Source organism: Crocosphaera sp. Alani8 (assembly GCF_038442745.1).
Classification (GTDB): Bacteria; Cyanobacteriota; Cyanobacteriia; order Cyanobacteriales; family Microcystaceae; genus Crocosphaera.
Window position 1 is genome coordinate 1 of sequence record NZ_JARVCN010000464.1, and the last position, 20,290, is coordinate 20,290.

Here is a 20,290-nt window from a genome sequence, read left to right on the forward strand (position 1 = left end):
TTTGTCCCCTAACTTTCGGCGAGTCCCCCCAGACTTTTTGAGAAGCTTCTATTTCATGAATTTGATATTTTCTGGATGAAAACTAATCAGCAAAAACAAGTAGTTTTACAATCAACTTATGAAGATAATTCAGCACAATATAATCCAGAAAAAATTATTGATAATTCACCCGATAAACAATTAATTATAATTATCAGTGATTTTGCTTCCGTTCACTGGTATCAAAATGAGTATGTAAACATCATCGATAAATGGAGTAAAAAATCTCTTGTTACCCTCTTACAATTATTTCCCCAACACCTTTGGACTAGAACTGCGCTAAACCGTAAAAAAGAAGTGGTTTTACAATCTCCTACAATTGGGTCTATTAATTTACCTTACACAATAAACCAACAATTAACTATCAAAGATTTATCACTATCTAATCAACAAAAATATTTAAAACTTCCCATCATTACTTTAGACCCTAAATCCCTACAAAAATGGGTAAATCTCGTCAGTGAACAAAAACAAGCAAAGTTACCAGGTATTTTAGTTGAAAAAACTAATTTGCCAGATTTACATCAAGTAATCTCCGCTTCGACTGAATCATTACCTTCACAAATCATCCAATCTTTATCCTCTGAACAAATCTTAAACCGTTTTTATGAAAATGCCTCAGAAAAAGCTCAAGAATTAGCCCATCGTCTAAGTGCTGTTCCTGTAACCTTACCTATTATTCGTCTCATTATTCAATCAGTTCCTTCTTTATCTCCTGAAAATTTCAACCTCAAAAAAGTAAAAAATTTACTATTTTTAGATTCAACCTTTAATTTTAGTCCCGAGTATGAACTTCCTGCTGTAATCATTGCTGAAGTTTTAATGGGAGGAATATTTAAACCCTTATCAAATACTATTAAATCATTAAGTAATGACTCTTTAAATATTGTTGAATTAGAATTTAAACCAGAGATACGAGAAGCCTTAGAAAAAGAAGCGACAGAGGAAGAATTAGTTGACACCATTACCTTTATTTCTGATTATATTTCTCTATATTTAGGAGATGATCAAGATATTTTTGAAGCTATTTTATTAGATCGCTCATTAACAGATAGATTACCAGAGTCAGTTCGTCATTTTGTCGAAATATCTGCTGTGACTTTACAGAGGTTAGGGGGTGTTTATGGTGAATTTGCTAAACAATACACCACAGTAAAACAATCTATTTCTCAACCTTCTGAGATTTCCTCATTAGAAACCTTTGAATTTGAAGCAGAAGTGGCCACCATTGTTTTTGAAGAAGAAGAACTCTTACAAAAATGGACATTTCAAACCCCCACCGTAAACCGTCGTGGTGAAATCATCAAAACCACTACCCATACCGCCTCTTTCTTTACTGAATCTTTGACAGATAACGTTATTCTCGAAATGGTAGCTATCCCTGGTGGTACTTTTACAATGGGAACTGACAACGCTGAAATTGAGAGATTAGTCAAAAAGTTTAATTGGGATTATTATAGACGTGAAAAACCTCAACATAATGTTACCCTTTCTTCCTTTTTCATGGGCAAATATCCCATTACTCAGGCACAATGGAAAGCGATAGCCTCTCAAAGTGATTTAAAAGTTAACATCGACTTAGACGAAGATCCCTCAAACTTTAAGGGGGATACTCGGCCTGTTGAACAAGTTAACTGGTACGAAGCCGTAGAATTCTGTCAACGCCTCTCTAAGCTCACAGGAAGGTACTATCAGTTACCCTCTGAGTCCCAATGGGAATACGCTTGTCGGGCTATGACAGAACCCCTAAACCTCGAACAAGGTGAATCTTACCCACCTTTTTACTTTGGAGAAACTATCACAGAAGAACTGGCTAATTATAATCCTTCTAATCATCCTTATGCTGAGGAACCCAAGGGCGAATATAGAGAAGAAACCACCCCCGTTGGTCAATTCCCGGCCAATGCCTTTGGATTGTACGATATGCACGGTAATGTTTGGGAATGGTGTCTTGATGACTGGCATGATAATTATGAAGGTGCGCCCACTGATGGTAGTGCTTGGATGGAATTTGAAATCTCATATTTAGCTAAAAACAAGCACTATGATTCAAAATCAGTACTGCGGGGCGGTTCTTGGAACAACTATCCTAATAGTTGCCGTTCTGCGATTTGCTTCATCCAAAGTTTTCGCTTCATGACCCTTTACTTTAACGGTTTTCGCATAGTATGTGTGCTCGGTAATTAATAAAGTCAGAAGAAGAGATTTAATTACTTCAGAAAGATGATAATTAGAAGTAGCTTTAAAACTAATTGATAGTAAAACTAGGACTTTTTTGATTTTGGGTGTCTAACTCATATCTTGCACCAGTATAGAAAAACTTAAATTAGTCAGCAGTCAGCAGTCAGTAGTCAGCATTCGTTTAATTTTACTCACAGTAGATGATAGGGATTGATATGTTTCAGCTGATGGCTGATAGCTAAACGCTTACAAACTAGCCAGTTTTATCGAAGGTGCAAGATGTGAGTCTAACCTGGACAAATTAAACCTTATTATTACAACTAAACAAATAACTAGGAAATGTTATGGCAGAAAAAATGATAATTAAACGCCTAAAGCAAAAGTTTAGAGCTTACAGAGATTATATTGATGATGTCCCTTTAGAAATGGTTTTAATCCCTGATGGTACCTTTACAATGGGCGCACCAGAAGATGAAGAAGGTAGTCTTCAGAACGAAACACCTCAACATGAGGTAACGATATCTTCTTTTCTCATGGGACGTTATCCTGTTACCCAAGGTCAATGGAAAGCGATAGCCACCAAAACAGACTTAAAATTTAAGATAGACTTACAAGAAGATCCATCTCAATTTAAACAGTCTTACAAAGGGATTGAGCGATGGCAAAGACCTGTTGAATGTGTTAGCTGGTACGAAGCAATCGAATTCTGTCAACGACTATCAAAACTGACAGGAAAAGACTATAAACTACCTAGTGAAGCGCAATGGGAATATGCTTGTCGCGCTGGGACCCCCGCCCCGTTTCATTTTGGAGAAACAATAACAAGAGAATTAGCTAACTATCGAGGAACTGATAACGAAGAATACCAATTGTCAAAATCTTATAGTAAAGTTCTCAAAGAAGACTATCGAGAACAAACCACCCCAGTCGGTTATTTTGATGTGACTAATGCCTTTGGACTATTTGATATGCACGGAAATGTTCGTGAGTGGTGTGCCGATGATTGGCATGATAGTTACAAAGGTGCGCCGAATTATGGGAGTCCTTGGTTAAATGGTAACGAGAATCGTTCACCTCTGCGAGGTGGTTCTTGGATCAACTATCAGTCGAACTGCCGTTCCGCCTACCGAGACCTCGATAATAGGCGTGCCGACCGCAACCACTGTATCGGGTTTCGGGTAGTATGTGTGCTAAGAAAAACGCCATAACCCTTTACTATTTTCTCCTCTTAGCTTTTATCCTATCCCAAGACCAAGCTTAGGTTAGAAACCTTTTCCTCACTAATCGATCATTTTTTAGCTTTAAAAAATACTTTATTAAATCAATTCGCTTAAAACGTCGAACTTAGCTAAAACTGAATTAAAATTTAAGCATAGACAAGCTTGCTAAACACTGAGGGATTGAACGATGGATAAAGATACAAAGTTTGCCATATTAGTGATCGGGTTGCCCTTATTGGGACTCATTTATTGTGGTTCAATTATTGCTTTCTTAATGAACAATCCTTTTGGTCGTCAACATCCTTTAATTACTGGATTTGTAGTCATGGTTGTTCCTTTTTCTTTAGCCGCTACAATTTGGATTAAAGCCTCTGCTAAAGCCTACAAAGAGCATGAACTAAGAAATCATCCCACAACTAAAGAAGCACAATAACCCTTCATTAAAAATTGATTATTTGCTTCACCATTTCTAAGTTAAACTAACCCTTGCAATTCATCCCTACTGCCTCAGAGATATGGGATAGTTTGTGCTTTTCTAGATGCTCAATTAATCCTTGAGCAATATCAGGAATACACCAAGGTCCCTGATAAATCCAACCAGTATATAATTGTAATAAACTGGCTCCTGCTACAATTTTTTCCCAAGCATCCTCCGCAGTAAAAATCCCACCTATCCCAATAATAGGTAAATTGCCTTGGGTTTGTTCGTAAATAAAACGTATTACCTCTGTAGAACGTTGACGGATTGGTTTGCCGCTAATTCCCCCTGCTTCTTCTTGGAGGCTATGACCTGTTTTTTCTAATATTTCTGTCTTTAAACCATCCCGTTTAATAGTTGTATTCGTGGCAATAATTCCTGCTAACTCGTAAGTTTTAGCCAAGTCAATAATTAGTTTAATAGCCTCCCAACTTAAGTCAGGGGAAATCTTAACTAGGAGAGGTTTTTTTTGTTGATTAATCGATTGGAATTCGTAGAGAATATCGTTAAGTTGTTCTCCTTCTTGTAGCGATCGCAGTCCAGGGGTATTGGGGGAACTAACATTAATCACAAAATAGTCTGCATAATCCACAAGATAACGAAAACTTCCCACATAATCCCCGGCCGCTTGGTCCAGAGGAGTAACTTTTGATTTACACAAATTAATACCAATAGGAATCTGACGGGGTTGCCGTTGCCAGGTTTCTGCTAAGGTTTGGGTTACTGTTTTAGCACCTTGATTGTTAGCCCCCAAGCGGTTTAAAGCCCCTTCGTCCTGGGGTAAACGGAATAAACGAGGTTTTGGGTTCCCAGGTTGCTCGTAGAGGGTAACGGCTCCAATTTCAGCGAATCCAAACCCAAAATGACCCCAGATACCAGCCCCCAAACCGTCCTTATCGCAACCAGCAGCCAATCCCACAGGACTTTTGAAGGTTAGGCCCCACAGATTTTGTTCTAAACGATGATCCTCAAAACGAAAAGACTTCTCTAAATTGGATAATACCCATTTGCTCCATGTTTTACCACGATTTTTGTCTAAACTGTGAAGGGTTTTCAGTAGTTGTTGATGGGCATTTTCAGGGTTATTTTCGGTCACCGTGAGGACAAGGGGGTAGAAGGGTTTGGCAAGGTTAAACATTATTAATCTCATCTCTCGTTAGGGGTATTAAACCCACAATCAGCATAACCCCATCTGTCTCAAAAACCTATTAATAGTAGATTAATTTCCAGATTAAAAATTTTCACCCTTCAAGATACAATAGTAATTGCGTTAATTTTCTTTCTCATTAAATATATATAAGTATTATGTCTCACGCTACCGATTTAAAAACCTTGGCCGGTTGGATGTGTGCTGATTTTAGTAATCAAGAACAGGCCTTTGAAAATCCTCCTTTTTATGCTCATATTCGAGTTTGTATCCGCCCTTTACCCATTGCTAATTTTCCTGAACCTAGTTTATTTTTAGAACAAGCTTATGATTATGCTTTAGATCAACCCTATCGGGTGCGGGTACTAAGATTAAAAATTATTGAAGGAAGAATGGAATTAGAAAATTACAAACTTAAGGATCAAGAATCCTTTTTAGGGGCTGCCCGAGATCAAAAGAAATTAAAAGAAATTAGTCCTAATGACATCGAGTTAATGGGAGGGTGTGATATGTTTATCAACTGGACTGGAACCAGTTTTAAAGGAGTGGTTAAACCCGGAAAAAATTGTCGTGTCACCCGCAAAGGAAGAGAAACTTATTTAGACAATAGCTTTGAAATAGACGAGGAAAAACTAATTAGTTTGGATCGGGGTTACGATCCTGTTACTAACGAATTAGTTTGGGGATCGGTTGCTGGTGCATTTCATTTTAAACGTCGCCAAAGCTTTGCTAATGAAGTAGAATTCTAACTGACTAATTTGGATTGACTCTACCTCCATTTAAAACCTGATCGATACGGATTTGATGGGGGGTTTTTTCCGGTTCGTTTCCTCCTTCCATAATCTGGGTACAAGCAGCACTACTAAAGCAAGATTGTATATCTTTTTCTACTTCTTCTCTAGCAGATGTTTCGGGATCTTTATCATTGTTTAAATCGGTTGTTTCTTCCGGGGTTGGGTTCAAATTGACAGGAGTAGAGGGCTGTGTATTAGGATTAGCTGAGGGAGAACACAATCCAGATAAATCGATACTATTTCCTCCTTGGTCAACCCCATAGCAATTAGGAGCAGCGTGGACATTACTGATAATCATTGTCGCCCCGAGCAAAGAAGAAAAAATAATCATTCCCGTTGTTAAAACTTGCCGCATAAACTTTCCATATCATTGAATTAATATTCACTGCGATTTTAATTCTTAGCAGTAATGATAGGCATCCTTAAATTTACGGAAACAGCTTTTCAAAGTTAGTTAAATTCTTGAGAAGTATCCCACTTACCCTGAATGACAGTAGGGACTAATTCTAAAATTTGTTCAACCGTATCATCAGCGGTTTGGTGTCTGTTAATAATGACTTGTAAATCGCTTTGAGCGTACAAAGGGCGACGTTGCTCCAGTAGAGATTGTAACGTTAAACTCAAATCCTTCTTCTGTAATAGGGGACGAGTTGTGTCTCTAGCTAAACGTTTGCTTAGGATAGGGATAGAAACATCCAACCAAATAATCAAACCGTGGTGCAAATAACTCCAATTCTTTGCCTTTAATACGCTACCTCCTCCCGTTGCAACGACACTTTTTGTATAAGCAGCTAACTCCGAAAGTACCTCCGTTTCAACTTGGCGAAATGCCTCCTCTCCTTGGGTAGCAAAAATATTTTTAATACTTTGTCCTGTTACTCGTTCAATCAAGACATCGCTATCAAAAAAACGGTAATTTAAACGTTGTGCCAATTTTTGCCCCACCGTAGTTTTACCGGTTCCCATCATACCCACCAGAAACACATTAACCCCTTGGAGTCCTTGCTGTATAGTCATTTTCCGCTCCTGTCCATTAACCTACACATCCCATCTTCTCACACTGCCCTTTGAACTCAGGAGACGATTGTGCTAAATTTTCTAGTAAGGTATACTACCTATTCTAAATATCGGGTTCAGTCCGAACGTTTAAGATAGGCAACGTCATAGTACACTGTCATTAACATCTAAATTATCCATCCTTAACTAGATAGCGGATTGCAGCTTCAATGTTTTCTAAACAAGTTACAGATTCCCCAGTTTACAAATGGTTCAATGATCGTCTAGAAATCCAAGCTATTTCTGACGATATTACCAGCAAATACGTACCCCCCCACGTTAATATTTTCTACTGTCTTGGTGGAATTACCCTAGTGTGCTTTATTGTTCAGTTCGCCACTGGGTTCGCCATGACTTTTTATTACAAACCAACAGTTACTGACGCTTTTGCTTCTGTTCAGTACATCATGAACGAGGTAAACTTCGGTTGGTTAATTCGTTCTATCCATCGCTGGTCCGCCAGTATGATGGTGTTAATGATGATCCTCCACGTCTTCCGTGTTTATTTAACAGGTGGTTTCAAAAAGCCCCGTGAGTTAACCTGGATGACAGGAGTTATCTTAGCGGTTATCACCGTTTCTTTCGGAGTAACAGGATACTCTTTACCTTGGGACCAAGTTGGTTACTGGGCGGTTAAAATTGTGTCTGGTGTTCCTGCGGCTATCCCTGTAGTGGGTGACCAAATGGTTGAACTCCTCAGAGGTGGTCAAAGCGTTGGACAAGCAACTTTAACCCGTTTCTACAGTCTGCACACTTTTGTGTTCCCCTGGTTAATCGCAGTATTCATGTTAGCCCACTTCTTAATGATTCGTAAGCAAGGTATCTCTGGTCCCTTGTAAGGCGAATTTAAAGTGACCAACGGTGATCAGTGAACAGTTAAATGCCAGAAAATATAGCATAATCGATCACTGATTATCCGTACTCGGATAAAGACACTGCTGATCCTATATTTAAATAAGGAGAAATCTATACAATGGCCATCGAAAAAAAGCCGGATCTAAGCGATCCTAAGCTACGCGCAAAATTAGCCCAAGGAATGGGACACAACTACTACGGTGAACCTGCTTGGCCTAACGACTTACTCTATGTGTTCCCTGTGGTTATCTTCGGAACCATCGGTTTATTGGTTGGTTTAGCGGTACTCGATCCCGCTTTAGTGGGAGAACCAGCTAATCCTTTTGCCACTCCCCTCGAAATCTTACCCGAATGGTATTTATACCCCGTTTTCCAAATTTTACGGGTTCTTCCCAATAAACTACTTGGAATCGCTTGTCAAGCAGCCATTCCTTTGGGTTTAATGTTGGTTCCTTTCATCGAAAGTGTCAACAAGTTCCAAAACCCTTTCCGTCGTCCCATTGCAACTGCTGTTTTCCTCTTCGGAACTGTAGTTACCTTATGGTTAGGTGCTGGTGCGACTTTCCCCATTGATGAGTCTTTAACTTTAGGCTTATTCTAAATATAACCTGAGAGGTTAATATTATACCTGTGATTGATTCTGTTCCTGTTTTGGAAAGAGCGATCGCAGGTAAACTTTTAACTAGAAATCTAAGTAAAATATATCGGACTATAATTTTACCGCTTAATTTCCTTGGGGAATTCAGGAACCAATAAGGAGTTATCTAATTCCCCTTGTGAATCATAAAATTTTATTTTACCCTCTTCATCGCACAACCACACTTCCAAAGCTTGCGCTTCTAAATACAAATTTTTCTTAAATTGTAATTCATCTAAACTGTTCCCAACTGATTTAACTTCTATACAAATTTCTGGTGCAATAGAAGCGGATACTTCTTCCTGAATGATGTCAAATCTTTGCTCTGAACACCACACCACATCAGCTACCTTCACACCCTCTGTGGTTTTAATAGCGCATTCTGGCATCACTTCTCCTGTGTCCAATAAAGATTCTAATAAACGCTGAATTCTTCCTTGATAAAAAGAATGTTTAATCTTTACTGGACTCATTACAATTTGTCCCCACTTATTCAACTCGATTTTAAAGGGCAAATCTTGTAACTGTTTATGCTCACAAACTTCTTCCCATTTCATCCTTTTTTACCCAAACTAATTGTACGGCGTATTACACCAGGCTAATACACCGATAATTATTATTCTAAAGTTGATACCATCGCCGATAATAATTGTTCTGGTGATACTTTAAACGGTAAACGATGAATATCGGAATTAGGATGACAAGTTACCACCGCAGCACGACGTAACTCTTCCAATGTGACTTGAGATAAGCCCAAATCTTCTAAACTTTTAGGTAAACCAATTTTTTCATAAAACTTTAACAATTGCTGTCGAGAAGTAGTAGCCAATTGATTCCCCTGCAGCATCTCTTCTAAACGTAATTGCACTAAGATACCATAAGCCACTTTTTCACCGTGTAAGGCATCGTGTGCCGCCGGAATGTGGGTTAAACCATTGTGGACAGCATGGGCGGCTACAGTGCGGCAATTCGCCCCTCCTAAACCCCCAATCACTCCGGCTAATAGTACCGTAGCATTGACTACTTCTCGCCAGTCTTCTCCCCCTATGTTATCCAAGGCACTGACGGATTTTTGTAAGAGAATGTCCCGTAATACTCTAGCCTGTTGTACTGCAGCGATGGTCAGGGTTGCTTTAGACTGCCCACTACTAACAGACGCTTCGTACCATTTTGCGATCGCATCTCCAATACCAGCAACCAAAGTCCGTTTGGGGGCTGTCTTAATCAAATCATAGTCTAAAATCAGTAGCTCAGGACAACGAGATAATGGCACATCGTATTGAAAAGCCCCTTGATTTGTATAGATATTAGAAAGGGCTGTCCAGGCGGCACAAGTAGCCCCAGAGGTAGGAATAGTAACGATGGGGAGTTTTTGCTGATGGGCGAGCAATTTAGCGGTATCTAGGGCTTTTCCTCCACCCACTCCAATAATCAAATCTGCTTGATGGTCTTGGGTAGTTTTGGAGAGGGTTTTTAAGGAAGTTTCGGAACAATCTGGTGCGTAGCTATCAAATGCTCCCGTTAGCTTAAATTTTTGAAAAACTGGCTTTAAATAGTCTGACATCATCCCCAGAGTTTCCTTACCCCCCACCACTAGAGGACGTTTACCTAAGCGAGAGATTGTTTCTCCTGCTTGACTAATAACTCCCTCTCCTTGCATCACTTGGGTAGGGGACACGAATAGGGAATTTATGTCGGTGGTAACTGGGGTAACTTGAGTTATTTTTGTTGGCATTCGACAATTAAAAATAAAGACTATTTTTTTATCTTATGATAACGAATTATCCCAAAGACTATGGCTTCAGATTTTTTCAATAATCATTAATTTATCAAGGTTCCTCGTTTTCTTTGTTCTCTTTCCACGGCTTCGAATAAGGCCTGAAAGTTTCCCTCCCCAAACCCGGTTGCATCTTTTCTTCTTTCAATGATTTCAAAAAAGAAAGTAGGTTGCTCAAAAATAGGTTGGGTAAATATTTGCAAGAGTAAAGGATAATTTTTATTCCGTGATTCTTTTTCTTTGTTTCCTTCTTGATCTAGTAAGATATTTTCTTTAACGATTGTTTGCCATTCTTCGGGATGAAATTTTAGGTTTAAGTTAACTTTAGCCAAATTTTCGTAATAAGCACTGGGAACTTTTAAAAAAGCTACTCCTTTTTTCCGTAATTGTTGCGTTACTTCGGCAATTTTGTTTGTTCTTAGGGCAATATGTTGAATTCCTGAGCCATTATTAATATCTAAAAATTCTTGAATTTGAGAACTTCTAGAAATAGGTTCGTTAATGGGTAATTGTATATTACCAACGGGGTGAAACAAAACTTGAGAATATAAACCTGATCGGGGAGTTTCTATTTTAAAGAATTGTTTTTTTTGAAACTCTAATACTTGCTCGTACCATTTCATGGTCGATTTCATCTGCCCTTTTGCCACATTTAAGACCAAATGATCTAATTCGAGAAAATAATTTTTCTTGTTTACATTGACTGCTCTTTCTTGAAGCCAATCTTTAGGTAAAACCGGCGTATTTCCTCTTCGTTCAAAGACACTGTGAGTTAAGCCATTTTGATTAAAAATTTTGCTCCATTTTAAATAACCTCTAGGGTATGCTCTTTCTTTAATTGATTCTTTTATCCCATTATAAAAACCATCAATTTTTCCTAGTATTGTTTGTAAATCGTTAACACTGAAAGCAACATCAGCAACACCAGGAGGATGAATCTCTAAATATTTAGCTACAGGACTTTGAGAAGATAAAGGAGAGGAAATAACAAAAATAATTGAGTTTTCTTTACTTCCTGTTTTTACAATTTCTGTATGAGTACAGTCACCTTTTCCTCCAGCAATGGAGTAAAAACCCATTACATCAATAAACCATTTTTTCCAGTGATTTGTATCTTTTACATATAAATGAACGTGATCAATGGCTATTTTTATACGTTGGTTAAGTTTTTCTTTGAAAATAATATTGGTTGATAAAGAACTCATCGGGGCAATATACATAGAGAGTAAGGCCACTGTCAATGATAATTGATTTTATCCGAATCCAGCAACTTACCAATCACATCAGAAAGATTAAGAATTAATTAAAAAATACTTAATAAAATAACACCCTAAACCAGAGAGCGAAGATAATTAATTAACCCTTGAAGATTACGGGATTGATAATAAATCAAAACCCCTTGAGTTCGTTTATTCTTAGACTGAAATCCTGAAACGGTAAGATTAACTTTTTTATCCTTCTTGCGATACTTTAAACGTGTTTTAGAACTATAGGCCAATAAATGTCCCTGAGACATGATCAAGTCTTGATAGACGGTTGTTTTGATAACTCCCCCATAGGCGGCAATAAATGCTCTTCCCTTCCCTTTCAATTTAGTTTTAAATAACCCTTCTCCTGCCAACCAACTACCGAAACCGGCCCAGTAATTCTGGATTTTCACCCCTTTGGTATAGGCTAAAAATACTCCTGGTTGTACACAAATCGATCCTTGGGATAAATCGATGCGTTCGATATCCCCAATGGTTGTCTGACTCAATACCACTGTAAGAGGATTATCTGTTTCGTTGCTCAAATAATCCACAAAAACATCTGTTCCACCAAAACATTTTCTCAATAAGGCCGATAACCAAAACCCACAGAATCCAGTGTTGATAGTTATCTCACCATCCATACTGATAATAGAATCGGTTTTGACTGTTATTTTTTCTCCTGGGTTGAGGGTGACAAACAAAGCCGCAAAAGCGGGACGACAACGGACTTTAAATAACACGGGTAAAGAATAGATAAATCATGAAGCCATTAAAAAGGGGACAATTAGAGCAATTCTCTGAAAGAATCCCCTATCTAGTCCCCATTTTACTTGATTTTCGATGGAATGATTGCTTTAGTTCTCTAAAAAGATGGGACGTATGGATTCAACCCACTGATCAATTCTTTCTTCGGTTTTATCGCTTTGGTTGATTTCGTCTATGGGAAGTCCCACAAACTTGTCATCCATCAGTGCCGAAGAATACTCAAACGTATAGCCTTCGTTGGGGAATTCTCCTACTAGGGTAGCTCCCAAGGTTTTAAAGTGGCTATACATTTTACCCAATGCGCTGACAAATTCGGTTCCGTGATCTACTTGATCACCTGCTCCGAATAAAGCGATGGTTTTACCGCTAAAATCGGGTTTTTCCAATTCCATTTCAAATAGGGGATCGCGCCAATCGTTCTGCACGTCTCCTGCTCCCCAAGTGGAACACCCTAATAATAAATAGTCGTAGTCGAGGAGTTGACCGTATTCGTCAAAATCATCTTCCATGCTATAGAGATCGCATTCTTCCTCCCCTAATTTTTCCCGTATAGTGGTAGCGATTTCTTCGGTTATTCCCGATGTACTTCCGTAAAAAATACCAATTTTAGCCATGATCAAGACTCCTGATTTCTTGTGTAGACTTAAATAAACCGATGGAATTTGAGATTCAAGCTTTTAACAACAAGAAACTCCAATAAGTTTACAAGTGATCTTCTCTCTATTCTTGAATATAATTACTCCATTAGAGAAAATCTGTATCCGTTGTACTTGAGTATTTTGTTGTTTTAGGGGATAATTAACTTAACTGTCGCTAATAATTTAAACATTAATTTTTAATAAAGAATATATCAAATAAACTGAAAAGATAAATAACTAAATATTACGAATCAAGGGAAAATTAATGAAGATTATTATCTGAGATATGACTAATTGTTGATTTTTGCTATGGATTGTAGTTTTCTACAATTATTTGAAACGACATTATAATCAACCCTGTCGACTCCATAAAGTTAGAATCAAAAACCCAAATAATTGAACTAAAACAATGCTTGGTCCGCTAGGTAGATCCATAACACCAGATATAATCATTCCCATTACTCCACTCAGCGCACCTATAGCGGCAGCAGTGGCTAAAAATGAGACAAACTGCTGACAAACTAATCTAGCACTAGCAGCCGGAATGACTAAAAAACTGTTAACCAAGAGAATACCAACTGCTCGAATAGTCAGAGCAATAGTAATAGATAATAAGATAATAAATAGATAGCGATAACTATTAACAGGTACCCCTTTAACTAAAGCTAAATCTTTATTAAGAGTTAGTAATATTTGCTCTGGTAAAGTGATCATCAACCAAGTTAAAGTTATGATCAAAAGCAATAACAATAAAATCAAATCTGTATTACCAATAGCTAGAATATCTCCGAATAAAATTGACAATAAGTTGCCCCTATATCCTTGCAAATAACTAAAGCCAATTGTTCCTAAAGCGACGGAACCTGACAAAGAAATAGACAAAACTGTATCGCTTCCTAAATCGGTTCTATCGATTAAATAAACAACCCCCAAACCAAAAGCAACGGTAAAACCAATTAATGTCCAAGTAGCAGGAAGTTGTAACAAAGCAGCTAAAACCACTCCTAACATGGCTGAATGTCCTACCGTATCCCCAAACAGAGAAAGACGACGCAGAATCAAAAAACTGCCCAAAATTCCCCCTAAAATACCTAACAGCACCCCTCCTAGCACTGCTCGTTGCATAAAAGGTAAGCTAAAAAGGTTAACTAAATCGGTTAGGTTCATGATGATGACAGGTAGAACTAACTAGAGAACCATAGATTCTTAAGAGATTTTCTGGGGTGAGAGCGGTTTCTGGTGAACCTTGACTTAATAAACGACGGTTTAAACACAGTACCGAGTCGCAATAGCTACTAACTAAATCTAAATCGTGGGAAACTTCCAAGATTGTCCAGTTTTGTTCTTGTCTAAGACTATTAAGTAGAGCTGCAAATTCTATTTCTCCTGTAGCATCTACCCCCGCTAAAGCTTCATCAAGAACCAATAAACGACGGGGAACCACTAAACAATAAGCTAAGAGAACCCTTTTTAATTCTCCCCCGCTAAGAGTACCAATTTTTTGTTTTGCTTGTTTAATCAGATTAACTTGCTCTAAGGTTCGGTAAATTTTCTCTCGTTTTCTTTGGCCAGAATACCACCACTGTTTGTTATTTAATCCCAAAGCTACTAATTCTGCTACCGTTAGGGGAAAAGTGCTTTCAAAGGGAAATTTTTGGGGAATGTAGCCAATTTCTTGTTCTAATGCTTTTGATGATTTACCAGCACCATTAAAAAATCTAATTTCACCCGAGTTTGGGGTAATTAACCCCAAAATTGATTTAATTAGTGTGGTTTTCCCTGCACCATTGGGACCAATAATGGCTGTATGAGTACCTGAAAACAATTCAAAAGAAACATTATCTACCGCTAGATACCCCCCACGCATAACCGATAAATCTTTAACCGTAACAATGGGTTGAGTAATAGATAAATTTTGGCACATTCAATTTACTAATATGATTCAAAATGAACACAGAGAAAGAGCAATTTATTAACTGTTAGGTACTTTGACAAGCTCTTAACAACGCCTCTAAATTACCTCGCATCACTTGAAAATAGTATTGGGGATCGGTTTCTCCTGATTCTAGAGGGTTGAGTGCTTCTAAGGATACATTTAAGTCACTGGATATTTGCTCAATGCGTTTGTCTTTGAGTCCAGGTTCAGTCAGTAATGCTTTAACTTGATGTTCGTTAGCTAGTTGTTGTACTCGTTGAATATCTTGGGGAGTAATGCTGTCTTCAGGAATATAAACTATTGCTTCTTGTTGCAGTCCATACCGTTGTGCTAAGTAGGGAAAAGCATCGTGAAAAGTAATAAAATTGCAACCTTGAACTGGTGCTAATTTCTCTTTAAATTCATTATCTAGCTGCTGTAGTTGTTCAACATAAGCATCAGCGTTGCTACGATAATCATCTGCATTATCGGGGTTGATTTCAATTAACCTATCTCTAATATTAGCTACTTGTTGTTGCGCCAAAACAGGATCTAACCAAACGTGGGGATTTCCCTCTGCATGGTGATGTCCATGTCCCTCATGTCCTTGTTTATCATGATCGTGTCCTTCATGATCGTGTCCCTCATGTCCATGTTCGTCATGATCATGTCCTTCATGATCATGTCCCTCATGTTCATCATCCTTTTCTTTTATTGCTTCTATTCCTTCACTAGCATCGATTTGCTGGAGTGTAGAGTTACCGGCATTGGCTACTAAATCCGACAGAAACTCTTCCATCCCCAATCCGTTTTCTACTAATATGTCTGCTTCTGCTAACAGTTTGGCATCTTCTGGGGTAGCTTGATAGTCGTGAACTTCTGCTCCGGGGGAAATCAAAATATCTACTTCTCCTGTGTCTCCCACCACAGCTTTAGTAAATAAATGAACCGGCAAAAAAGTAGCGACAATCTTGGGAGCAGAAGCGGTTGAGGATGCGGGTTGCTCAGAACTTGTTGGGGGTGTAGGTTCTGTACTACAAGCGATCGCACTCAAACAAGTGAAGATACCAATTGTGGCACGTTGTACGAAATTTGTTCTAACAGTTGTCAGTAAATGGGATAACTTCATAAGATTATCAAAGATAGAATGATAATGATTATCATAAACAAAAAATTATTGTACTAACAACCAATAATGGTTACTCAAAGAGCGGATTTTGTCTGACATTGATAACATTTTCCAAAAAATTCTAATGTGTGATAGTAGACTTGGAAATGATGACTCTGTTGTAATATTTCTTCAAAATCGCGGATAGGACACCCATCGATGGTGAAAGATCGACCACAGTTAACACAATTTAAGTGGTGTTTATCTTCAGAAGTTAAGCTGTAAAGTGCTTCTCCACTGCTCAAAGTCCTTGCTTTGATCATTCCTTTCCCTTTCAAAGCCTCTAAGGCGCGATAAACTGTTGCTAATCCTAAAGGTTGATCTCGATTTTTGAGTTCTGCATATAGATCCTGCGCAGAGATGTCATGATTTAATGACTTAAGTACCTGAATAATTTGCTTTTGAGAACGAGTATATCTAGCTTTCATTGTCTTTTGATTTTTTAAGTAGTTTAACTCTCGACTTCAGTAGTAATTAAAAACTAATTTTATTTATTGTGATTTGTAGAATGATAACCATTATTATATCTACTTTAGGCTTCAGTAAGAACCTTCTCTGCATATTAAGCAAAAACCACCGTCAAGAAACCCAAGTATTAGCAATCATATTCTGCAATGATTTTGGGTTAGACGTTCAAATCAATGTTTGAGCAATATTTATTATATCTTTCAAACGTTTAAAAGAACATTAGAATGTATCCAAACACTAAATATTTTTCAATCAAGATAATTGAGAGAAATTAAAAGACGGTAGAGAAAATTTAGATAAAGTTTGGCAAGGAGTAACTGAGTATGTCCGTTACTCGCTCATCTTTTAAAGAATAGTAAGCTAATTTTCCATCATTACGATATTTAAGTAATTTCAAATCTCGCATTTTCCGCAAATGATGGGAAGCAGTAGCAATCTTAACATTTAAGAGGGTTGCAATGTCACAAACACAAAGTTCTTCCCCGTTTTTGAGAGCATAAAGTATCTTAATTCGCGAGCGATCTGATAAAGCATTAAAAATGACAGTCATTTCCTCTAAAGAATCTTCTGGGGGTAAAGTTTCTCGAATTTGAGTAACTAGCTCGGTGTTGAAACATCTTACTTCACAAATATCGCCTACTTTGGTTTTGCTCACAGGTATTTAAAGATAACGGTTAAATCTATTTAGTTCAATGGTACAGGATACTTGGATTCTTGGTGGGTTGGAAAGTGCGATCGCTTTTTACTCCCCTAACAATCAAAAAAAATCCCATTAACATTACCACGAAATCTTACCATCTCTTCGCTGGCATTAAAGTGAACAGCAACCTGAGACAAGTTCATCTGTTTTTGCTTTGCCCAAAGTAAACCCCGTCTAGGAATTTGCAAACATCCCCCCAAAAAAACTGCCTCGTCTTCATCTTGTTGTCGACGTTGGGGAGGTTCAGTTTTAGGATCGTAACAGACCATTTTATGGTTTAAGATAATATGAGCAAATTCGTGCATTAAATTAGACTGTTTACGTGCTGGTGTATGACGGGAGTTATAAACAATCAAAAGTGGTTTTTGACTAATAATTCCTGCTGACCAATTATCGCTATTACATAATATTTTGACTTGTTCTGATTCTGTGTTGGGTACTGTTTCCGCAGTAAAAATTGTTGCTTGAAAATGCTCGGCTAAAATTTCTGCTGGCAATGGTTCGTAAGCTTTAAAGCCGAGAATGTTTCTCTTTTCAGTAGCGATCGCTTCTAATCTCTGTCGATTTTCAGTGGACAAGCTTTCAATTAATCCCATTATTAAGTTACGAACATCAAAGGTTTTAATTTAGCACAAACTTCATTGATAACTGAAACGGGTGCTTGTTCGATAAATTTTATTTTTCTGGCTCTCCAATCTACACTTCTCAAATGATGAATTAAAACCACTCCTTCTGTTGTTGTTTCTGTTGTCAAAGGCACTTCAAAACTAAAACCTTTCACTTTACTGGTGATGGGACATACAAAAGCTAGAGAAGATAAACCATTAAATTCTTTTGGTGAGATAATAATTGCCTGTCCATGTCCCTTTTTTTCCCTTCTCGTACGTGGATCGAAATCTAACCAAACAATATCACCACGATTAGGAATATAAAGATTTTTGTCATTACCAGATTTCTTCACCTACGACTTCTCCCCAATCATATTCACCTGCAAAATCCTCGCTGCTTGCTCCTGCTAATAATTCTTCCAAAGTATACTCTGGTTCAGAAGTCATATCCTTATATGCTGCTTTAACTAAAGAGGCTAAAGCATTGGCGATCGCAGGATCAAGGTTTTTATCGGCGCGCAATTGAATTGCGATCGCTTCAGGAGTCTCTAAATCTTGTTCCTCCTCAGTATTTTGAATAAATTCCGCGGGAGAAACTTCCAACCATTCACATAAGGCTAAAAAGGTATCCATATCTGGCGTTTTACCATTTTCTACCCGTGAAATAGTAGAGGGACTAACATTGCCAATTTCTTTTGCTGTCTCCCTTAGTCCCCTATTCCCGCGCTTGCTACGGACTAAATTGGCTAACTTCTCAGCGTTGAGAGTATTTTTCATAGGCTTGTTTCATTGAAAAATATTTTGTTTCACCATTGACACAAAATCGAAACTTTTGTACGATAGATGAGACGATTGTATCGCAGATGAGAAAAAACATAAAGATTGTAGTTGTCTCACTCCCGTTATGTTATGCCGCCTTTTGCCTCTAAATAACAGATAAACATTATGTCTAACAGTCAATTCGATTATTTATTAATTGGTGTCAGGGAATATTTAGATTCCAAGCAAAAATATCCCTATCCGGATCTACTACATCATGGAATGAATACTTTATCTTTAGACATTAAAAAAAGTGTTTCTTTTCCTAAGACAATGCGAGGTTTTTTGAAGTTACTAGAATCCCCAGTAACAGATTATCTTCCTAATAGTTGGATTCCCTCAGAATTTGATCAAGATTTTGGTTTATTAGATATGGGAAGTTTTAGCGAAGAAGCAAATGATTATTATTTTGAAATATTAGAGGCACAAGATAAGATCCCCCCAAATGCAAGCACTAAAACTAAGCAAGAAGCAATTGATAATCAAAAATTTACCCGTATATTAGATAGATTACGAAAGGCTTACGTAGAAGATGATCCTGAAAAATCACAAGAAGTATATGTAAAATTTCGTCGATTTGTGATTGAAAATCAATATGCAACTACTGAGGATATTCGTAAAACTTTTCGACGTACTAAATACATTTCTCCAGAAGATGTTGGGGAGTTATATGAAGAATGTGAAGAAGATCGAGACTATTGGTATTGCGATCGCTGTGGTATTTTGACAGAGAAAAATGGGCAATTAAAAGGATTAAAACCTAGTTTATGTAGCAATCATCATAAAGACCTGAATTATGTCCATGAGAGGACATGGGAAGTGGGTTTTTTACAAATAAAAGAGGGAATTCGCCAACGAGTTTGTTTTCCTGGTATCCCCGAACTTAACCTATATTTAAATTTAGAAAAAATAAAAAAAGAACATTCAGAATATTTAAAAGAGGTTCAATTGTATCCAGGGGTAGATCGCTGCGTAAATATTTATCCTGACTATACCAAAATTGTCAAAGAAAAAGCCAAGGAATCACCTAAACAAACTCAGGTAGTTGGTGACCAATTTTTTAAACAACAAGTCAGGGAAAAAATTACTAAGTTACAAAAGGGAGGTAATGTTTAAATGACTGTTAACACTGGATATTCAAATACCCTTTTTGAACCTCCTGCGAATTTTAGTGATCGTATTGATCAATTAGAAGAACAAGCAGTAACACAAGCAAGATTACTTCTACAAGTTGAATTAGGCTTTGCTTTGATGGAATATTTAGAACTCGATGACGAACCTATTACCATAGTTTGGGCAATTCTTAGTGGAATTTTTATTAAGCATCCCAGGTTAGAAAATTTGAGTCAAGGAAAGAAGAGAGCGATCGCTAATTGTCGGCAAATTGTACCTTTTTCTTCTCGTTTTAATTGGTTAAATGCACTGCGAGATTATATTTGTCATGTTCCCGAAAGTTAGCGAAACTATAACTTTAATATTCAAGATTTAGATAATCAAATTATTGATGCGGCAAGGAATATACAACAGAAAACAAATCAAAATATTTGTAAAAATTGTTTGACTGCACAGTTAAATCATAGACGTAGAGATCCCCGACAGGTATCAGCAGGTATTTATTATCAATTTGAAGCCGAAACAAAAGAAGAATCAGTGAGATTACGAGTTAAGTTTACGCAACAACAAATAAATACATCTCCTCGTGAAGCTTTGCGATCGCCTTTAAAACTCACATCTTGCACCAAGAAAAGTTGATATGAGAAGCGATGGCTAAAACC

25 protein-coding genes are annotated in these 20,290 nt (G+C 37.5%); 9 read left to right on the forward strand and 16 right to left on the reverse strand.

Features of this window, described 5'->3' with window-relative positions:
* Nucleotides 1-75: 75 nt before the first annotated feature.
* From P9B04_RS22840 to P9B04_RS22850, 3 genes are all read left to right on the forward strand, one after another.
* On the forward strand, nucleotides 76-2,226 hold the full coding sequence (locus P9B04_RS22840; RefSeq protein ID WP_342057261.1) for a formylglycine-generating enzyme family protein: 2,151 nt from the start codon (nucleotides 76-78) through the stop codon (nucleotides 2,224-2,226).
* A 338-nt stretch (nucleotides 2,227-2,564) separates the two neighbouring features.
* The gene (locus P9B04_RS22845; protein WP_342057262.1) at nucleotides 2,565-3,428 is read left to right on the forward strand and encodes a formylglycine-generating enzyme family protein; all 864 of its coding nucleotides are present in this window, start codon (nucleotides 2,565-2,567) and stop codon (nucleotides 3,426-3,428) included.
* 199 nt (nucleotides 3,429-3,627) lie between these two features.
* Nucleotides 3,628-3,873 (forward strand): hypothetical protein, encoded by a 246-nt coding sequence (locus P9B04_RS22850; RefSeq protein WP_342057263.1) that lies wholly within the window; start codon nucleotides 3,628-3,630, stop codon nucleotides 3,871-3,873.
* 46 nt (nucleotides 3,874-3,919) lie between these two features.
* On the opposite strand, the gene P9B04_RS22855 is transcribed toward P9B04_RS22850, so the two are convergent.
* A complete protein-coding gene (locus P9B04_RS22855) occupies nucleotides 3,920-5,056 on the reverse strand; it encodes a quinone-dependent dihydroorotate dehydrogenase (protein ID WP_342057264.1) in 1,137 nt (378 codons plus the stop codon).
* Between the two features lie 167 nt (nucleotides 5,057-5,223).
* On the opposite strand from P9B04_RS22855, the gene P9B04_RS22860 reads away from it, so the two are divergent.
* The gene (locus P9B04_RS22860; protein WP_342057265.1) at nucleotides 5,224-5,814 is read left to right on the forward strand and encodes a chromophore lyase CpcT/CpeT; all 591 of its coding nucleotides are present in this window, start codon (nucleotides 5,224-5,226) and stop codon (nucleotides 5,812-5,814) included.
* Between the two features lie 4 nt (nucleotides 5,815-5,818).
* Here P9B04_RS22860 and P9B04_RS22865 read toward each other — a convergent pair whose 3' ends face one another.
* Both P9B04_RS22865 and P9B04_RS22870 read right to left on the reverse strand, forming a co-directional pair.
* Nucleotides 5,819-6,214: a shikimate kinase gene (locus P9B04_RS22865; RefSeq protein WP_342057266.1), complete on the reverse strand. Its 396-nt coding sequence runs from the start codon at nucleotides 6,212-6,214 to the stop codon at nucleotides 5,819-5,821.
* A gap of 95 nt (nucleotides 6,215-6,309) precedes the next feature.
* Entirely contained in the window at nucleotides 6,310-6,876 is a 567-nt protein-coding gene (locus P9B04_RS22870; RefSeq protein WP_342057267.1) for a shikimate kinase, read from the reverse strand.
* Nucleotides 6,877-7,085: 209 nt separating this feature from the next.
* Between P9B04_RS22870 and petB the strand changes: the two genes are divergently transcribed.
* Together petB and petD are read left to right on the forward strand one after the other, a co-directional pair.
* Nucleotides 7,086-7,754 carry a cytochrome b6 gene (gene petB, locus P9B04_RS22875; RefSeq protein ID WP_300506604.1) on the forward strand — a complete coding sequence of 223 codons (669 nt, stop codon included), beginning with the start codon at nucleotides 7,086-7,088 and terminating at the stop codon, nucleotides 7,752-7,754.
* A 134-nt stretch (nucleotides 7,755-7,888) separates the two neighbouring features.
* On the forward strand, nucleotides 7,889-8,371 hold the full coding sequence (gene petD, locus P9B04_RS22880) for a cytochrome b6-f complex subunit IV (protein ID WP_342057268.1): 483 nt from the start codon (nucleotides 7,889-7,891) through the stop codon (nucleotides 8,369-8,371).
* A 116-nt stretch (nucleotides 8,372-8,487) separates the two neighbouring features.
* Here petD and P9B04_RS22885 read toward each other — a convergent pair whose 3' ends face one another.
* The 13 genes from P9B04_RS22885 to P9B04_RS22945 form a co-directional block, all read right to left on the reverse strand.
* Nucleotides 8,488-8,964, reverse strand: a complete 477-nt coding sequence (locus P9B04_RS22885) for a Uma2 family endonuclease (RefSeq protein WP_342057269.1) — start codon at nucleotides 8,962-8,964, stop codon at nucleotides 8,488-8,490.
* Between the two features lie 59 nt (nucleotides 8,965-9,023).
* A complete protein-coding gene (locus tag P9B04_RS22890) occupies nucleotides 9,024-10,142 on the reverse strand; it encodes an iron-containing alcohol dehydrogenase family protein (protein ID WP_342057270.1) in 1,119 nt (372 codons plus the stop codon).
* An 86-nt stretch (nucleotides 10,143-10,228) separates the two neighbouring features.
* Nucleotides 10,229-11,389, reverse strand: coding sequence for a 4-hydroxyphenylpyruvate dioxygenase (gene hppD / locus P9B04_RS22895; protein WP_342057271.1), 1,161 nt, complete (start codon nucleotides 11,387-11,389; stop codon nucleotides 10,229-10,231).
* Nucleotides 11,390-11,514: 125 nt separating this feature from the next.
* Nucleotides 11,515-12,174: a TIGR00266 family protein gene (locus P9B04_RS22900; protein WP_342057272.1), complete on the reverse strand. Its 660-nt coding sequence runs from the start codon at nucleotides 12,172-12,174 to the stop codon at nucleotides 11,515-11,517.
* Nucleotides 12,175-12,288: 114 nt separating this feature from the next.
* Nucleotides 12,289-12,813, reverse strand: coding sequence for a flavodoxin (locus P9B04_RS22905; RefSeq protein ID WP_342057273.1), 525 nt, complete (start codon nucleotides 12,811-12,813; stop codon nucleotides 12,289-12,291).
* 375 nt (nucleotides 12,814-13,188) lie between these two features.
* On the reverse strand, nucleotides 13,189-14,004 hold the full coding sequence (locus P9B04_RS22910; protein WP_342057274.1) for a metal ABC transporter permease: 816 nt from the start codon (nucleotides 14,002-14,004) through the stop codon (nucleotides 13,189-13,191).
* Complete coding sequence (locus P9B04_RS22915) at nucleotides 13,982-14,761, reverse strand: metal ABC transporter ATP-binding protein (RefSeq protein ID WP_342057275.1); 780 nt, start codon at nucleotides 14,759-14,761, stop codon at nucleotides 13,982-13,984. Before P9B04_RS22915 ends, P9B04_RS22910 begins: the two co-directional genes overlap by 23 nt.
* Nucleotides 14,762-14,816: 55 nt before the next feature.
* Nucleotides 14,817-15,881 (reverse strand): metal ABC transporter solute-binding protein, Zn/Mn family, encoded by a 1,065-nt coding sequence (locus P9B04_RS22920; RefSeq protein ID WP_342057276.1) that lies wholly within the window; start codon nucleotides 15,879-15,881, stop codon nucleotides 14,817-14,819.
* Nucleotides 15,882-15,955: 74 nt separating this feature from the next.
* On the reverse strand, nucleotides 15,956-16,348 hold the full coding sequence (locus P9B04_RS22925; protein WP_342057277.1) for a Fur family transcriptional regulator: 393 nt from the start codon (nucleotides 16,346-16,348) through the stop codon (nucleotides 15,956-15,958).
* A gap of 332 nt (nucleotides 16,349-16,680) precedes the next feature.
* On the reverse strand, nucleotides 16,681-17,049 hold the full coding sequence (locus P9B04_RS22930) for an ArsR/SmtB family transcription factor (RefSeq protein ID WP_342057284.1): 369 nt from the start codon (nucleotides 17,047-17,049) through the stop codon (nucleotides 16,681-16,683).
* Nucleotides 17,050-17,138: 89 nt separating this feature from the next.
* Nucleotides 17,139-17,684, reverse strand: coding sequence for an ImmA/IrrE family metallo-endopeptidase (locus P9B04_RS22935; protein ID WP_342057278.1), 546 nt, complete (start codon nucleotides 17,682-17,684; stop codon nucleotides 17,139-17,141).
* Between the two features lie 2 nt (nucleotides 17,685-17,686).
* Entirely contained in the window at nucleotides 17,687-18,049 is a 363-nt protein-coding gene (locus tag P9B04_RS22940; protein ID WP_342057279.1) for a type II toxin-antitoxin system PemK/MazF family toxin, read from the reverse strand.
* Nucleotides 18,033-18,473 (reverse strand): helix-turn-helix domain-containing protein, encoded by a 441-nt coding sequence (locus tag P9B04_RS22945; protein WP_342057280.1) that lies wholly within the window; start codon nucleotides 18,471-18,473, stop codon nucleotides 18,033-18,035. Before P9B04_RS22945 ends, P9B04_RS22940 begins: the two co-directional genes overlap by 17 nt.
* A 168-nt stretch (nucleotides 18,474-18,641) precedes the next feature.
* On the opposite strand from P9B04_RS22945, the gene P9B04_RS22950 reads away from it, so the two are divergent.
* From P9B04_RS22950 to P9B04_RS22960, 3 genes are all read left to right on the forward strand, one after another.
* Nucleotides 18,642-19,631, forward strand: coding sequence for a hypothetical protein (locus tag P9B04_RS22950; RefSeq protein WP_342057281.1), 990 nt, complete (start codon nucleotides 18,642-18,644; stop codon nucleotides 19,629-19,631).
* Nucleotides 19,632-19,973: a pPIWI_RE_Z domain-containing protein gene (locus P9B04_RS22955; protein ID WP_342057282.1), complete on the forward strand. Its 342-nt coding sequence runs from the start codon at nucleotides 19,632-19,634 to the stop codon at nucleotides 19,971-19,973.
* 99 nt (nucleotides 19,974-20,072) lie between these two features.
* Nucleotides 20,073-20,267: a hypothetical protein gene (locus P9B04_RS22960; RefSeq protein WP_342057283.1), complete on the forward strand. Its 195-nt coding sequence runs from the start codon at nucleotides 20,073-20,075 to the stop codon at nucleotides 20,265-20,267.
* Nucleotides 20,268-20,290 lie beyond the last annotated feature (23 nt).

Bases quoted from the DNA above. Each gene is read 5' to 3' on its own strand.
- P9B04_RS22840 (WP_342057261.1), top strand. From the start codon at position 76: ATGAAAACTAATCAGCAAAAACAAGTAGTTTTACAATCAACTTATGAA.
- P9B04_RS22845 (WP_342057262.1), top strand. From the start codon at position 2,565: ATGGCAGAAAAAATGATAATTAAACGCCTAAAGCAAAAGTTTAGAGCT.
- P9B04_RS22850 (WP_342057263.1), top strand. From the start codon at position 3,628: ATGGATAAAGATACAAAGTTTGCCATATTAGTGATCGGGTTGCCCTTA.
- P9B04_RS22855 (WP_342057264.1), bottom strand. From the start codon at position 5,056: ATGTTTAACCTTGCCAAACCCTTCTACCCCCTTGTCCTCACGGTGACC.
- P9B04_RS22860 (WP_342057265.1), top strand. From the start codon at position 5,224: ATGTCTCACGCTACCGATTTAAAAACCTTGGCCGGTTGGATGTGTGCT.
- P9B04_RS22865 (WP_342057266.1), bottom strand. From the start codon at position 6,214: ATGCGGCAAGTTTTAACAACGGGAATGATTATTTTTTCTTCTTTGCTC.
- P9B04_RS22870 (WP_342057267.1), bottom strand. From the start codon at position 6,876: ATGACTATACAGCAAGGACTCCAAGGGGTTAATGTGTTTCTGGTGGGT.
- petB (WP_300506604.1), top strand. From the start codon at position 7,086: ATGTTTTCTAAACAAGTTACAGATTCCCCAGTTTACAAATGGTTCAAT.
- petD (WP_342057268.1), top strand. From the start codon at position 7,889: ATGGCCATCGAAAAAAAGCCGGATCTAAGCGATCCTAAGCTACGCGCA.
- P9B04_RS22885 (WP_342057269.1), bottom strand. From the start codon at position 8,964: ATGAAATGGGAAGAAGTTTGTGAGCATAAACAGTTACAAGATTTGCCC.
- P9B04_RS22890 (WP_342057270.1), bottom strand. From the start codon at position 10,142: ATGCCAACAAAAATAACTCAAGTTACCCCAGTTACCACCGACATAAAT.
- hppD (WP_342057271.1), bottom strand. From the start codon at position 11,389: ATGAGTTCTTTATCAACCAATATTATTTTCAAAGAAAAACTTAACCAA.
- P9B04_RS22905 (WP_342057273.1), bottom strand. From the start codon at position 12,813: ATGGCTAAAATTGGTATTTTTTACGGAAGTACATCGGGAATAACCGAA.
- P9B04_RS22910 (WP_342057274.1), bottom strand. From the start codon at position 14,004: ATGAACCTAACCGATTTAGTTAACCTTTTTAGCTTACCTTTTATGCAA.
- P9B04_RS22915 (WP_342057275.1), bottom strand. From the start codon at position 14,761: ATGTGCCAAAATTTATCTATTACTCAACCCATTGTTACGGTTAAAGAT.
- P9B04_RS22920 (WP_342057276.1), bottom strand. From the start codon at position 15,881: ATGAAGTTATCCCATTTACTGACAACTGTTAGAACAAATTTCGTACAA.
- P9B04_RS22925 (WP_342057277.1), bottom strand. From the start codon at position 16,348: ATGAAAGCTAGATATACTCGTTCTCAAAAGCAAATTATTCAGGTACTT.
- P9B04_RS22935 (WP_342057278.1), bottom strand. From the start codon at position 17,684: ATGGGATTAATTGAAAGCTTGTCCACTGAAAATCGACAGAGATTAGAA.
- P9B04_RS22945 (WP_342057280.1), bottom strand. From the start codon at position 18,473: ATGAAAAATACTCTCAACGCTGAGAAGTTAGCCAATTTAGTCCGTAGC.
- P9B04_RS22950 (WP_342057281.1), top strand. From the start codon at position 18,642: ATGTCTAACAGTCAATTCGATTATTTATTAATTGGTGTCAGGGAATAT.
- P9B04_RS22955 (WP_342057282.1), top strand. From the start codon at position 19,632: ATGACTGTTAACACTGGATATTCAAATACCCTTTTTGAACCTCCTGCG.